A 14303-nucleotide genomic window follows, 5' to 3' on the forward strand; every position below is an offset into this window, starting at 1 on the left:
ATATTATTAAAAAATCAGCTGGCATTGAGGTATTGTGCGAATACTTCGATACCAGCTGATTTATTGTAATTTATTGTTATCTATTCTGGTTTTTTTTTTAATCTACATCAGCTGAAACTGCATCTTTAACTGTTTCAAACCCATCTTTTCTGAGTAAATCAGCAAGTCCGCGCTTTAGAACAGTTATTTGTTGAGGACCTCTATACATAAGAGAAGAAACGAACATCACTAGGTCAGCTCCACTTCTAATCTTTTCATAAGCTTGTTTTGCAGTAAATACGCCACCTATTCCAGCAATAGCAAACCTGTTGCCAAACTCTTTACGAGTATTTTTAATAAGATCATTACTCGCGGCGAATGTAGGCGCACCAGAAATTCCACCCTTCCAATCTGCTGGAATATTCAATCCTTCGCGGTTCTTTCGCAGATTTGCAATGCTCACGCCATCAACCTTATGTGCGCTTAAAACGTCTAACAAAGACTTAAATTGAGGCCATCCGCCTTCTAGATTCAAAGGCATTTTTACAAGAGTTGGCTGAGGATGATCAACTTTATCTAAAACATTAAAAAGCTTATCTAAAGCTTCTGGCTCGCTAAAAGGCTCGCCAGCCATAGTGTTTGGACAAGAAATGTTAACCTCAATCATGGAGCTTTTGCCACTTGCTCGCTCCATAGATATGCGATAATCTTCAATACCTTCGTCTAAGTCACCAACAAGATTATCATTGGTGCGCGCAATGCTCACAGAAACGCGCATGCTTTTAGCATTAGTCCACGCTTTTTCCACTCTAGGAATCACAAACTCGCTGCCATCGTTAGCAAGACCCGCATGAACAAGAAGAGAATCATATTGCGGAAGCCTATGATACCAAGGTTTAGCGTTTCCTTCGCATGGGCGGGCAGTTGTGGAGCCAACTGTTTCAAAACCAAAGCCAGCGTTGTCTAGAACTGTGCACAAATCGCAGTTTTTATCGAGTCCTGCGCTTAATCCAAATGGATTCGCAAAATCCACTCCCATAACTCGCGTTTCTAAAACTGGATCCGTGTAATTGAGCATTTGCCGCAAAAGCCACATTAATCCAGGAATGCGCTCACTCGTCTTGCAGAAAGCAATCATGCGATCGTGAGCTTCGTCTGGTGGAATGTTAAACACTAAGTGCGGCTTAATTACATGCTTATAGCTAAAGGTGAATAAGTCTGTTGCAGCTTTGTTCACAGCATTGTGTAAAGAATTTTCAGATACATAACCCATAACTCAATATTATACGACATTCAATATTATGCGACTTTCCGCTTTTTGTTGTTGATTTTGGTGTGTTGAGCTACAAAATGCGGAGTTGTTTTTCCGAGTTTGTACCAAATTTGATCTAAATCACGTACAATCTCGGGCAGGTCCTGTCGTTCGCGCGGTCTAAGCGCTTTACCGCGCGTAGTATAGTAGCACAGCTATATTTGTGAGTTATGCCTACTTATGATTTGGGACTAGAACGCGTATCGCTTGAATTTGCAACAAAAACTATTTTTAGAAATGTGACTCAAGGCGTTTTTGAGGGAGACCGTATAGGAATTGTTGGAAAAAACGGAGACGGAAAATCCACGCTTCTTAAGCTTCTTGAGGGTAGTATGGACCCAGATTCTGGCAGAGTTACGCGTAGAAGCGGATTGACATTTGGCATTTTAAGCCAGCGAGATCCACTGGACGATAATGTTACAGTTCGCCAAGCTGCATTGGAGAATCGCCAGGATTATGAGTGGGCTGCTGATTCAAAGTCTCGCGAAATTGTTGAGGCTCTTCTTGGCGGAATCAATCTTGAAGCTAAAGTTGGTACGCTTTCTGGAGGTCAGCGTAGGCGTGCGGATTTGGCTAGGTTGCTGTTGCATGATTGGGATATTTTGGCTTTGGATGAGCCTACGAATCATCTTGATGTGCTTACAATTCATTGGCTCGCAGAGCATCTTTTGCACAGGTGGCAAGACGGGCAGGGCGCGCTTTTGCTCGTTACGCACGACAGGTGGTTTTTAGACGAAGTTTGCTCTTCTATGTGGGAAGTTCACGATGGAGCAATCGACCCGTTTGAAGGCGGATACAGTGCGTACATGATGCAGCGTGTTGAGCGCGAACGTCAGGCGGATGTTCGCGAGGAGCGCAGGCGGAATTTGGCTCGTAAAGAGCTTGCGTGGCTTTCTAGGGGTGCTCGCGCTCGTTCTACAAAGCAAAAATTCCACGTTAAGCAGGCTCGCGAGCTTATAGCAGACGTTCCGCCAATGCGAGATACTCTTGAGTTGAAGAGAATGGCAACTTCTCGACTCGGCAAGCAAGTTGTTGATTTGATTGACGTTACGCAAATTTTTGAAGATTCGTCAAATCCTGCTGGAGCCGATGCAGATATTGTAAAATCGCCATTTTCCCAGCCTACACATGATGGTAGCGTTACGATTTCTGTAGACGAATCGCAAGCAGCCGCACAGTCGCAAGAATCGCAACTATCGCAAGAAGAATCGTCATTAAAAGAAACGTGTGCAGCATTACAAAAAACGATTAGCGGCCGCATGATTTTAGACAATCAAACGTGGCTAATAGGACCTGGAGACCGATTCGGCATAGTAGGAGCTAATGGCGCTGGAAAATCAACACTTTTAAGCATAATCGACGGCTCTTTGCGTCCAACTAAAGGGCACGTAAACATTGGTAAAACTGTAAAATTTGCTGTGCTTTCTCAACGATTAGAAGAGCTGGAAAAGCTTGGAAAATATAAAGTCAAAGAGGTTTTGAGTAGATATAAGCCAAGTTACATAATCGACGGCAAAGAAGTAACTCCTGGTCAACTTATGGAGAGGCTTGGTTTTAAGCCAGAGCAGCTTATGACACCAATTGCAGATCTTTCAGGCGGCCAGAAACGCCGCATGCAATTGCTTTTGATTCTTCTAAACGAGCCAAATGTGTTGATAATGGACGAGCCTGGAAACGATCTAGACACCGACATGCTTGCAGTTATGGAAGATTTACTAGACACATGGCCAGGCACTTTGATTGTTGTATCTCACGACAGATACTTGCTTGAGCGAGTGACTGATCAGCAATTTGCATTGATTGACGGCAAGATTCGCCATCTTCCAGGCGGAGTTGACGAGTATTTAAAGATTATGGAAGAAAACGCACGCGCAAATATGCAAGAATCTAAGGCAGATTTTGAGGCGAGTTCTAGGGCGGTTGCTGGCGATTCGTCAGATGCGGATTCTGCGGAAAAATCCAATCAAAAATATGAAGCAAAATTAAGCGGAAAAGCTTACTACGATGCTACTAGAAGAGTTTCAGCAATAGAGCGAAAACTAGAAAAGCTTGAGGAAGAAAAAAGCGAGATTGAGCAAAAAATGGCTAGCCATAATCCTAGCGATTTTGTTGGCTTGCAAGAGCTTAACGAGAAGTTACAGGCGAATCAAAGTGAGTCGAGCGCGTTAGAAGAAGAGTGGCTTGCGCTTAGTGAGCAAATTTGATGCAAAAGTCTACAGTTTTTGCATTGCGATTTTGCTCAAGATTAATGCTGCATGCTAGTTAATGCCGCGTGCTAGATTGTTGAATTATGGCTCAAATTAAGGATATGTTGGAATCTGTAAAACCTATTCGCTTTGATGGCAGAGATGTAGACGAGTTGCGACCAGTAAAAATCACGCGCAATTTTACAAACGTGCCAGAAGGCTCCGTTTTAATCGAGTGTGGTAACACGCGCGTTATGTGCACTGCCACTTTTACTATTGGAGTTCCGCGTTGGAGACGAGACACTGGTTTAGGTTGGGTTACAGCCGAATACTCAATGCTTCCAAGAGCCACTGCCGAGCGCACTGATCGCGAGTCTGTTAAGGGCAAAATCGGCGGCCGCACGCACGAGATTAGTCGCCTTATTGGTCGCTGCCTTAGAGGTGTTATAGACATGAAGGCAATGGGCGAGTGTTTGATTCAAATTGATTGCGATGTTCTTCAAGCAGATGGCGGCACGCGTACAGCTTCGATTACGGGCGCATATGTTGCTCTTGTAGATGCGCTAAATTGGGCAGAAAAGCACAAGCATATTCGTAGTGCTAAAAACGTTCTTAAAGACTCTGTTTCTGCTGTTTCTGTAGGCGTGATTAATGGCACTCCAATGCTTGATTTGCCGTATGTAGAAGATAGTCAAGCAATGACAGATATGAATGTTGCTATGACTGGTTCTGGCAATTTTATTGAGATTCAAGGCACTGCGGAACATCGCCCGTTTAATCGCGATGAGCTTAATGTTTTGCTTGATTTGGCAGCTAAAGGTAATCGTGAGCTTCAGGCTGCTCAGCGCGCTGCTTTAAGTCAAAATTAAATAAAGTTTATATCTATATCTGTTTATTCGATAAATTACTAAGGAGTGGCGAGCGTGAAACTTGTTGTGGCAACGCATAATGAGGGTAAACTCGTTGAAATTAAGCGGATTCTTAACGAAGAGTTTGCGGAAATGTCGGAGCATATTGAGCTTGTTACTGCTGGCTCTTTGGGGCTTCCAGATCCAGTAGAAACAGGCGTGACTTTTGAGCAAAATGCGTTAATCAAAGCTAGAGATGTTTCTTTAAGAACTGGTTTGCCTGCAATAGCAGATGATTCAGGTTTGATTGTAGATGTTCTCGGAGCTGCTCCAGGAATATTGTCTGCGCGTTGGAGCGGTGTTCATGGAGATGATAAGGCGAATAATGAGCTTTTGCTTAAACAGCTTGAAGACATTCCAGATCAGTGTAGAACAGCACGATTCCGCTGTGCTGCAGCTTTAGCTATTCCTAAGGGTTGTGGTGAAACAGAACTTGAAAACAGTATGTGGAAAACAAATGGTTTTGAAACTGTTCGCGTTGGAGAAATGGTTGGTAGACTGATTAGAGTTCCACGCGGAGAGAATGGTTTTGGTTACGATCCGCTTTTTGTACCAGATAATCAGCCTGTTAGAAATGGCATTCAAATGCAGGATTTGACAAGTGCTCAGCTTAGTCAAGAAGAGAAGAACGCCATTTCACACAGGGGCAGTGCGTTACGAGCGCTTTTGCCAGAGTTAAAAGCTATGTTCCTTGGGCAAACTAAGTAAATAAACTAAGCAAACCAGAAGTAAACTATCTGATTTGTAAAATTGGATTTGCGATTTTTAATCTGTGAACAAATCTTTAGATATGATAATGCGATTTTCAGCAACCTGCTTTAAATGCTTGCCATAATTGCTTTTACCATATTTTTCTGCAGACTCAAGCAAACGCTCGCGACTAATCCATTGATTCTCGTACGCAATCTCCTCAAGCACTGCGATTGGCAGTCCCTGCGCTCGCTCTATTGTGCGCACAAATTCGCCAGCTTCGTAAAGCGAGTCCATTGTGCCAGTGTCTAGCCACGCGTATCCGCGACCAAGAGTCATAACGTTTAGTGAGCCATTTTCTAAGTACATTTTGTTAAGGTCCGTAATCTCAAGCTCGCCGCGTGCGCTTGGCTTAACTTGTTTTGCAAACTCTGTAACTCTGGAATCGTAGAAGTATAATCCTGTAACAGCATAGTTCGATGCTGGGTGTTCTGGTTTTTCTACTATGCTAACGGCTTTGTGATTTTCATCAAATTCCACAACGCCGTATCTTTCTGGGTCGTCTACGTAGTAGCCGAATACTGTAGCACCGTGTTCTACGCGTGCAGCGTGCTTTAAAATAGCTCCCAGGCCATTTCCGTAGAATATATTGTCTCCAAGCACGAGCGCGCAAGAATCGCCATTTATAAACTCTTCTCCGAGTATAAATGCTTGAGCAAGACCGTCTGGCGATGGCTGAACTTTGTAAGATAAGTTGATTCCAAATTGTTCTCCGCTTCCAAGTAGCCTTTCAAAATTCGGCAAGTCTTGAGGAGTAGAAATCACAAGAATATCTCGGATTCCAGCCATCATAAGCACGCTAAGAGGGTAATACACCATTGGCTTATCGTAAACTGGCAAAAGCTGCTTAGACGTTACTGTAGTAAGTGGGTATAGGCGTGTGCCAGAACCGCCAGCAAGAATAATGCCTTTCATCTTTGAAACATCCTTTACTTGTTGTTTTGTTCAATTCTATTTACGTAAGATTCAAGCAAATCTTCCCAATCGCATGGCGTAAATCCAGCGGATTCGATTTTTTGTAAGTCAAGTGCGCACTTGTGTGGTCTAGGAGAGCCATTAGATATGCGCGTGTAATCGTCTACGCGATTTGCTTCGATTTTGCTTGTGTCTACATTAAGTTGTGTAAACACTTTTTGAGCAATATCGTGCCAAGACGCGATTTTTCCTGAACCTGTAAGATTGTATGTTCCGTATTGTGCTTGAGTGTTTAGAAGATGGAACATGCCTTTTACTAAGTCGCTTGCAAAAGTGAGTCTGCCAGTTTGATCTATTGGCGCTTGAACACTAACAGATTCGCCATTTTTTAAACGGTTTGCAAAGTCAATCATGCGCGTTACAAAGTTTCGTCCTTCTCCGACAATCCAGCTTGAGCGAATAATATAATGCTGTGGAACGTTGGCTACTAGAGAATCTGCTGCAGCTTTTGTTTCGCCGTACACGCCTAGTGGCGCAAAATCTTCGTTTTCTTTGTGATTTTCTTGAGTACCGTCAAAAACATAATCGCTTGAAATATGCACAAGAGTAATGTGGTGTTCTTGCGCTATTTTTGCAAGATTTGCTACTCCTTTAACGTTGCTATTCCACGCGGCTCTTCGCCCTTGTGGCGTTTGTGCGCCATCTACAGACGTGTATGCTGCTGTGTTAATAATCGTTCCGTACAAATCCCAGTCGTAGCGGCTGTAATCGTCTTTATTTGCTATATCGAAGCTATCTAAGTCTACGTACTCAAATCCTTCTAAATCATGCTCTTGAGCATAATTTTGTATTGCGCGACCAAGTTGACCGTTGCATCCAGTTACAAGAGTGCGCTTTGGTGCCATTGGCTTTGCATCTTTTAGCATTGGATGGTGTAAGTCAGCTTCGCTGCGCTCGGATTCTTCTAAAGGTATTGGCCAATTAATGTGTAGATCTGGGTCTGCAAGGTTTACAAAAGTGTATGTTTTCTTTTGCTCTAGTGACCAATGTGCGTTTACTAAATAAGTGTATGCTGTGCCATCTTGCAAAGCTTGGAAGCTGTTTCCTACGCCTCTAGGAACGTAGATTGCTTTGCTAGGGTTTAGTGTGGTTGTGTACACTTGACCGAAGCTTTTACCTGGTCTTAAATCCACCCATGCGCCAAATACTTCGCCAGTAGCAATGCTTATGTATTTATCCCATGGCTCTGCGTGGATGCCTCTGGTTACTCCGCGTTTTTCGTTGAACGAAATGTTGTTTTGTACGGGTCCAAAGTCGGGGAGACCTAGAGCCGTCATTTTTGCGCGCTGCCAGTTTTCTTTGAACCATCCGCGGTTATCTCCGTGTACTGGAAGATCAAATACGATTAAACCTGGAATATTGGTTTTTGTAACGCTTAGTTCTTTTTCAAATTCCATAGCATCCTACAAATTCTTTATTTTTGATTAGATTTATGACTATTTTTGGCTAGATTTGCATACAATTTGTATACAAGCAGACTTGACTTTTAGGCGATTCACTGCCCTTGAGCTTTGTACTTTGCTTCGGTTGCGCTTTTAGAGCCTTCCCACCATGCTCGATTTTCCGTGTACCATTTGATTGTTTGCTCTAAGCCTGTTGTAAAGTCTGTGTGCTTTGGTTTCCATCCAAGCTGTGTTTGTAGCTTTGTGCTGTCAATCGCGTAGCGGCGGTCGTGGCCTGGGCGATCTTTTACAAGTTCAAAGTCGTCTGCATCTTTGCCCATCATTTCAAGAATCATGCGCAAAACTGTTATATTGTTTTTCTCGCCATTTGCGCCAATCAAGTAGGTGTTTCCAAGCTCTCCCTTTGTGAGGATTGTCCAAACAGCACTGCTGTGGTCTTCTGTGTGAATCCAATCTCGAACGTTTAAGCCTTGACCATACAACTTTGGCTTAATGCCTTCTAAAATATTTGTGATTTGGCGCGGAATAAACTTTTCAACATGCTGATATGGTCCATAGTTGTTTGAGCAATTGCTGATTGTTGTGTGTAAACCGTATGTGCGAGTCCATGCGCGTACCAACATATCGCTTGCTGCTTTTGTGGAGCTGTATGGGCTGGATGGGTGGTATGGCGTCTCTTCTGTAAATTTAGCTGGGTCGTCTAATGCCAAATCTCCGTACACTTCATCGGTAGAGATGTGGTGGTATCGAATCCCGTATTTTCTAACTGCTTCGAGTAGTCTAAAAGTTCCTTCAACATTGGTTTTAAGGAATGGTTCTGGGTTTGCAATGCTGTTGTCGTTGTGTGATTCTGCAGCGTAGTGCACAATTGCGTCGTGCCCTGGAACGAGCTTATCTAAAAGCTCTGCATCGCAAATATTGCCGTGAACAAAGTCAACTCTATCTTCTGGCAATCCTGCAATGTTTTCAATATTTCCGGCGTACGTTAACGCGTCTAATACTGTTACGTGCGTTTCTGGGTGATTGTTCACTACGTAGTGCACAAAATTAGACCCAATAAAGCCGCATCCGCCAGTTACAATTATGTTTTTTGGCTCAAAGTTTGTTGTGTTACTCATGTTTTCCATAATATCCTCTTATATGCCTTTTGCTTTTTAGTTTTGATTATTGTTTAAGATTGTTGTTTATGCTTTATTGTTTAAGCTTTCTCGCATTGCGTTAAATGCTGGCTCGGCTTGACCGTCGTAAATCATGTGTGAATGAGACAGCACTATGCAGCGAGAACAAAGTTGCTTAATTTGATCTTCGCTGTGCGAAACAATTACCATTGTTTGCCCTCGTTTTTGCTGCTCTTTAAGCCTAGTAATGCACTTGTGTTGGAAAGCTTCATCTCCAACTGCAAGAATTTCGTCGATTAAGAATATGTCTGGATCGCTGTGCGCTGCTACAGAAAACGCCAATCGTAAGAACATTCCAGAAGAGTAGAACTTAACTTCTGTATCCATAAAAGGCTCTATTTCGCTAAAGTCTACTATTGATTGGTATTTATCGTCTATTTCTTCTTTTGTCATTCCAAGAATTGCGCCGTTAAGATACACGTTTTCGCGACCAGTTAAGTCGGCAGCAAATCCTGCTCCAACTTCGATTAGTCCTGCGATTCTTCCGCGCGCACAAACTTCGCCTTCGTCTGGTTGCATAACTCCAGAAAGCATTTTAAGCATAGTAGATTTTCCAGATCCATTCATGCCTATTAGTCCAACAGTTTCGCCGCGTTTAATAGTAAAACTAACATTGCTTAAAGCTGTAAAGTTTTGTGTCTCGTGCTTTTTAGACGGCGGTGTTAGCAAGTTTACAATCGACTCTTTAATCGAATGATTTGCTCGCAGCGAGAATCGTTTAGTAACGTTGGAAACGCTTAACACAACGTCTTCTGGAAGTGTGTTATAAGGCTTATTCATATATAACTCCTGCTGCTCTTAAAAGTAAAATCCACAAAATCTTAGTAAGCTTAAATTTCTTGAGCAAACTTGCCTTCAAGATGTCTAAATGTAACTTCGCCAATAAGTAGTACAGCAAATGCGACTACAAGGCTTTCGCAAAGTCTTAAAGACCAAGCTCCTGCAAATTGGAAAGTGCGATCTGTGGCATTTAGCCAGAATCCGCGGTGGAATGCTTCAACGCTTATTGCAATAGGATTTGCATAATACATCTCTAAAACCCATCGTGGTGCGTGGGCTGCAACCATTTGCCATGTGTAGAAGCACGGCGCAAGCCATACGGCAACCATTGCTACTAAGTCTGTAATATTTTCTGCATCTCTGTAAAAAACGTTTATTGCTCCAAAGAATAATCCAAGACCAAACGCAAACGTACACACGCTAATAAATCCGATTATTGCCACTATTACGCCTGCAAAATCTGGAATCCACCCCATGCATAAAGCTCCGATTATAAGCACGATTACTTGTGGGAAAAAGTGCACAAAAGCAACTCGTAGCGATGCAAGTGGGAATAGTTCTCTAGGAAGATAGATTTTTTGTATTAAGCCAGCATTAGAAAGTATTGATCTTGTGCAATTAGAGAATGCTTCTACAAAAAAGTTTGTTACTATAATTCCACTAAAAAGGTACAGTGGGTAGGCTTGAATTCCGCCTCCGCGGCCAAGTCCTAAGAAAATTCCCATTGCAACGTAGAACACTACAAATTGCGTTATTGGCTTTACGTACGTCCAAGCCATACCGAGCCACGAACCGCGATATCTTATTCGTACTTCTTTTTTTACAAGTAAGTCAAGCAAATAAAGGTACCTTGGAATGTCTATCAAACCTTTGCTTCTACCAGGGTGATAGATGGCGTCAGACTTTGTTGTCATCGCTGCCTTTCTTGCAAAATTTGCAGTGTGTATGCACATATAACTTTGTTAAGTTTACATTTGGGGATTGATTTGATTCAATATTTGGCTAAATATTTGGTTAAATTATGCGCAGTATTGTGAGCAGTATTATGCGAGATATTATGTTCATCATTATATGTAATAATTTTAGCTTTTAGATTAGTTGTTAATGTGATTATTTTGTGATTATTTTGTGATTTTAATGTGATTATGTTGTGATTATTTTGTTCTATTTATTTTGGCATGTTTGAAAGTTTTTATACGCTGCTAAACTGAAAAATTATGAGTAAGCGAATTCTTGTTACTGGTGCTGGTGGGTATATTGGTCGTCACGTTGTTAAAGCTCTTTTAGATGCAGGTGCTAGCGTAATTGCTTCCGACTTGCGTTTAGATGGTGTTGATGAGCGCGCAACGCGTATTGAAGCGAATATTTTTAGCGATGATGCTGATTTGTTTGCAAAGCTTGGGTCTCCAGACGTTTGCTTGCACATGGCTTGGCGCAACGGTTTTAAGCATGCTGCAGACACGCATATGGAAGATTTATCGAACCATTACCGCTTTATTCGTATTATGCTTCAAGGTGGCTTAAAGCAGATTGCTGTTATGGGTTCTATGCACGAAGTTGGCTACTGGGAGGGCGCTATTGACGAGAACACGCCTTGCAAGCCAGCTTCAATGTATGGCATTTCTAAGAATGCTTTGCGTGAAGCTACTTTGCTTTTGGGTAAAGAGTATGATGCAACTGTTCAATGGATTCGCGCATACTACATTGTTGGCGACGACGCTCGTGGAAACTCTATTTTCTCTAAGCTTCTTCAAGCTGCTCAAGAAGGAAAGAAGACTTTTCCGTTTACTACTGGCAAAAACAAATACGACTTTATTAATGTAGACGTGTTAGCTAAGCAAATTGCTGCAACCGTTTTACAAGATAAAGTAAATGGCGTAATTAATTGCTGCACGGGGGAGCCTGTTTCGCTTGCAGACCGCGTTGAACGTTACATTCGCGAGAATAATCTTGATATTTCGCTTGAGTATGGCGCATTCCCAGATAGGCCTTACGATTCTCCAGCAGTTTGGGGAGATAATAGCAAAATCCAAAAGATTATGAGTGATTTTCTAAAATAGTTATTGCAAATCGTAACTTTTCTGGATTTTTAATGCTAAATTATGGTTTTTAGAAAGGATTAACATTGCGTGAAACATTGCAAAACAGCAAGTGCCCATGCATATATTTTGTTCTTCCTTGCTACAACGAGGAGCCTGTTCTTTCGCAGACTTCTAGTATTATTTTAAGCAAAGTTACTTTTCTTATTGAAAATAAGATTATTTCGGATTATAGCCGTATTCTTTTTGTGGATGATGGTTCTAGAGATTCGACTTGGAATATTATTTGCGATTTGCACCAGTCGAATCCTTCGCTTTTTGGCGGTGTAAAGCTTGCGCATAATCGTGGTCATCAAAATGCTTTGCTTGCTGGCTTAACTACAGCATATAAATCGGGTTGCGATGCTGCAATTTCCATGGACGCCGATTTGCAAGACGATGTTGATGTTGTTGATCAATTTATTGCAAAATATGTGGAAGGCTACGAGGTTGTGTATGGCGTTCGCTCGTCTAGAGAAACAGACACGTGGTTTAAGCGCAACACTGCATTAGCTTTTTACAGTGTTTTCAGATGGATGGGCGCAGAAACAGTTCCGAATCATGCCGATTATAGACTTATGGGCAAGAATGCGTTGAAGGCTCTTTTGGAATATAAAGAAGTTAATCTTTTCTTGCGTGGTATAGTGCCATCTATTGGCTTTAAGTCAACAAAAGTTGAGTATGTGCGTGGTAAGCGCAAAGCTGGTGTGTCTAAGTATCCGCTTAAAAAGATGATTTCGTTTGCTATAGATGGCATTACATCTTTTTCTACTAAGCCTTTGAGTTTTGTAACATTTGCAGGATTCGCGTCTATTTTAGTTTCACTATGCGTATTTGTTTATGTAATAGCTTCTGTTGTGCAAGGAAAAGCAGTTGCTGGCTGGGGCTCTGTTATGTTCTCAATGTGGTTTATTGGTGGATTGATTATGCTTTCAATCGGCATTGTGGGCGAATATATTGGAAAGATTTACATGGAATCTAAGCATCGCCCACGTTACGAGATTGAAACTACTATTTAGATATTTATATATTTAGGTATCTAAATTCTTAACTACTATTTAGTGCTTATTTTGCATTGGTTCAGAGAATTTTACGACTATATACTTGTTATCTAAAACAGTAGTGCATTTATCCGAAGGCCAAGAAGGCAGATTTTGTGCGGCCTTTTCTGCGTTTATATAAACGGATTCTAATACAGGATTTTTCATTTTAAATCCAGTAGTTGAGCGTATGAAACCAGTTTTTACCCATGTGCCGTGAAGAGTTGAGAATCCAATCTCAAACATTGATCGTCCAATAAGTTCAAGCTGATTTGACTTAAATTCACTAGGATTGTAGTCTGCTATGTGATTGCCAACGAATATTACTTTAAGAGGATTTTTATGATTTGCTTGTAGTACTTCTATTCTTCTAGCAACATCTTGAGCAATGTAATAGTCTTGGTTATAAGTCATGTATTCCGTGTAATACAAGCGATTTACTGTAAACGACTGACTTAATCCAATAATTGCAAGAAGAATGCATGCAATAATCGTTGTTAAAGTCTTTTTGCTAAATTGCATAATGTAATGCAACAAATACATGCATGAAAAAGCGCCAGCAAGCGGGTATGTTAGTTCCGTTCTAGCCGTGCCTGCTGTGCCGAGTATTACGCTCATCATCATAGGGCTTGCAACTATAGCAATAGCAAAAATAATAGTAAAAGCGTTAAGCTCTTTACGAATCACTTGAACAATAGTTAATAACACTAAAGCGATTAATGCAATTGTTATAAATACGCTATGGAATATTGTTCTTCCTAGATACATGTTTTTTGCATGCAAAAATATAGTATGAATGATTTTTGCTATAGGGTCTTTACCCCAACGCATTTGTTTTTTAATGTACGGATCTGTGAAGGTGTGGTTGGTAGCGATAACAATTTTATTCAAAATCACATAGCATGCATAGCTTGCTATAAACACGCAAATATACGTAAAAATGTAGCTTACTATGTTCTTAAATTTGCACGCATAGTCGCCCTTAATTATTAGTGCAATCATGACTGTTCCGGCAACAAAAACAGTAGTCATTGCTAAGTAGAGAGTAAAACCAAAAATTGCAAAAATAAGTGCCATTAATGCGTATGCTAAAAGAGTCTTAAGTTCTTTACGATTTTGGTACGCGTTATGCGCACACATAAGCGATATGCTAACAAACATTAGCGCACAAGCTACGTCATCTCCCATAAGCAAGAATCCAAGCATTTCTGCAAGAATAGGAGCGCTTATAAACGGAATCATAAATAAAGCTGGGTGGAATTTTGCGCCCAAATTGTGCGCTTTGCTAAACAAGTATGCCCATGTTGTTGCAGAAGCAAAAAGCGCAAGAATCATTAAGATTCCAGCTAATGAATTGTTATACCAGTATCTTCCTGTAACGTACTTAAAAGCTAGCAATCCAAAGCGTTCTAGGCGAATCCAAGAATTGTAAAGAGCCTTAGATCTAGAGATTATTTCTTCTGTGTCTATAGAAAAAGTGTTAGAAAAAGCTTTTTGACCGTATGCAATAATCAAAAAAATCGCGCTTATTGCAAGTTCTGCAACATTAGATTTGCAAAAATCAATGAAGTCTTTAAAGGAATACGTTTTTTCTATAATTGCTCTAGTTGTGCTAGTTGAGTTGCTTTTTTTGCCGCATTTTGCAAGTGTAGCTGAATCTTGTAGTTGATTAGTGTTTAATTCTTTAATACAACTAGAGTCTGCTTGATTCATA

At 41.2% G+C, this 14303-nt stretch carries 12 protein-coding genes; 5 read left to right on the forward strand and 7 right to left on the reverse strand.

Annotated elements, in window-relative coordinates; all coding sequences use genetic code 11:
* Positions 1-97 precede the first annotated feature (97 nt).
* A complete protein-coding gene (locus HXT53_RS01295; protein WP_421780449.1) occupies positions 98-1252 on the reverse strand; it encodes a quinone-dependent dihydroorotate dehydrogenase in 1155 nt (384 codons plus the stop codon).
* Positions 1253-1461: 209 nt separating this feature from the next.
* On the opposite strand from HXT53_RS01295, the gene HXT53_RS01300 reads away from it, so the two are divergent.
* From HXT53_RS01300 to HXT53_RS01310, 3 genes are all read left to right on the forward strand, one after another.
* A complete protein-coding gene (locus tag HXT53_RS01300) occupies positions 1462-3495 on the forward strand; it encodes an ABC-F family ATP-binding cassette domain-containing protein (protein ID WP_410313937.1) in 2034 nt (677 codons plus the stop codon).
* Between the two features lie 86 nt (positions 3496-3581).
* Positions 3582-4346, forward strand: coding sequence for a ribonuclease PH (rph, locus tag HXT53_RS01305; RefSeq protein WP_004112121.1), 765 nt, complete (start codon positions 3582-3584; stop codon positions 4344-4346).
* A 54-nt stretch (positions 4347-4400) separates the two neighbouring features.
* Positions 4401-5093: a non-canonical purine NTP pyrophosphatase gene (locus HXT53_RS01310; RefSeq protein ID WP_004137929.1), complete on the forward strand. Its 693-nt coding sequence runs from the start codon at positions 4401-4403 to the stop codon at positions 5091-5093.
* Positions 5094-5150: 57 nt separating this feature from the next.
* Here HXT53_RS01310 and rfbA read toward each other — a convergent pair whose 3' ends face one another.
* The 5 genes from rfbA to HXT53_RS01335 all read right to left on the reverse strand — a co-directional run bounded on the left by rfbA (position 5151) and on the right by HXT53_RS01335 (position 10385).
* A complete protein-coding gene (rfbA, locus tag HXT53_RS01315) occupies positions 5151-6050 on the reverse strand; it encodes a glucose-1-phosphate thymidylyltransferase RfbA (RefSeq protein ID WP_004112125.1) in 900 nt (299 codons plus the stop codon).
* Between the two features lie 14 nt (positions 6051-6064).
* On the reverse strand, positions 6065-7507 hold the full coding sequence (locus HXT53_RS01320; RefSeq protein WP_421780452.1) for a sugar nucleotide-binding protein: 1443 nt from the start codon (positions 7505-7507) through the stop codon (positions 6065-6067).
* 98 nt (positions 7508-7605) lie between these two features.
* Complete coding sequence (gene rfbB / locus HXT53_RS01325; RefSeq protein ID WP_103013073.1) at positions 7606-8640, reverse strand: dTDP-glucose 4,6-dehydratase; 1035 nt, start codon at positions 8638-8640, stop codon at positions 7606-7608.
* Positions 8641-8697: 57 nt separating this feature from the next.
* Complete coding sequence (locus HXT53_RS01330; RefSeq protein ID WP_373271522.1) at positions 8698-9369, reverse strand: ABC transporter ATP-binding protein; 672 nt, start codon at positions 9367-9369, stop codon at positions 8698-8700.
* Between the two features lie 152 nt (positions 9370-9521).
* Positions 9522-10385, reverse strand: coding sequence for an ABC transporter permease (locus HXT53_RS01335; RefSeq protein ID WP_004112141.1), 864 nt, complete (start codon positions 10383-10385; stop codon positions 9522-9524).
* Positions 10386-10688: 303 nt separating this feature from the next.
* Here HXT53_RS01335 and HXT53_RS01340 point away from each other — a divergent pair, with 303 nt between their 5' ends.
* Positions 10689-11531: an NAD-dependent epimerase/dehydratase family protein gene (locus tag HXT53_RS01340; RefSeq protein ID WP_004112142.1), complete on the forward strand. Its 843-nt coding sequence runs from the start codon at positions 10689-10691 to the stop codon at positions 11529-11531.
* Positions 11532-11596: 65 nt separating this feature from the next.
* Positions 11597-12568, forward strand: coding sequence for a glycosyltransferase family 2 protein (locus HXT53_RS01345; RefSeq protein WP_004112145.1), 972 nt, complete (start codon positions 11597-11599; stop codon positions 12566-12568).
* 39 nt (positions 12569-12607) lie between these two features.
* Here the strand turns inward: HXT53_RS01345 and HXT53_RS01350 are convergent, their stop codons facing one another.
* Positions 12608-14302, reverse strand: coding sequence for a glucosyltransferase domain-containing protein (locus HXT53_RS01350; protein ID WP_075038488.1), 1695 nt, complete (start codon positions 14300-14302; stop codon positions 12608-12610).
* Position 14303: the final 1 nt, after the last annotated feature.

The sequence above is a fragment of the Gardnerella sp. KA00390 genome (assembly GCF_049244075.1).
GTDB lineage: Bacteria > Actinomycetota > Actinomycetes > Actinomycetales > Bifidobacteriaceae > Bifidobacterium > Bifidobacterium vaginale.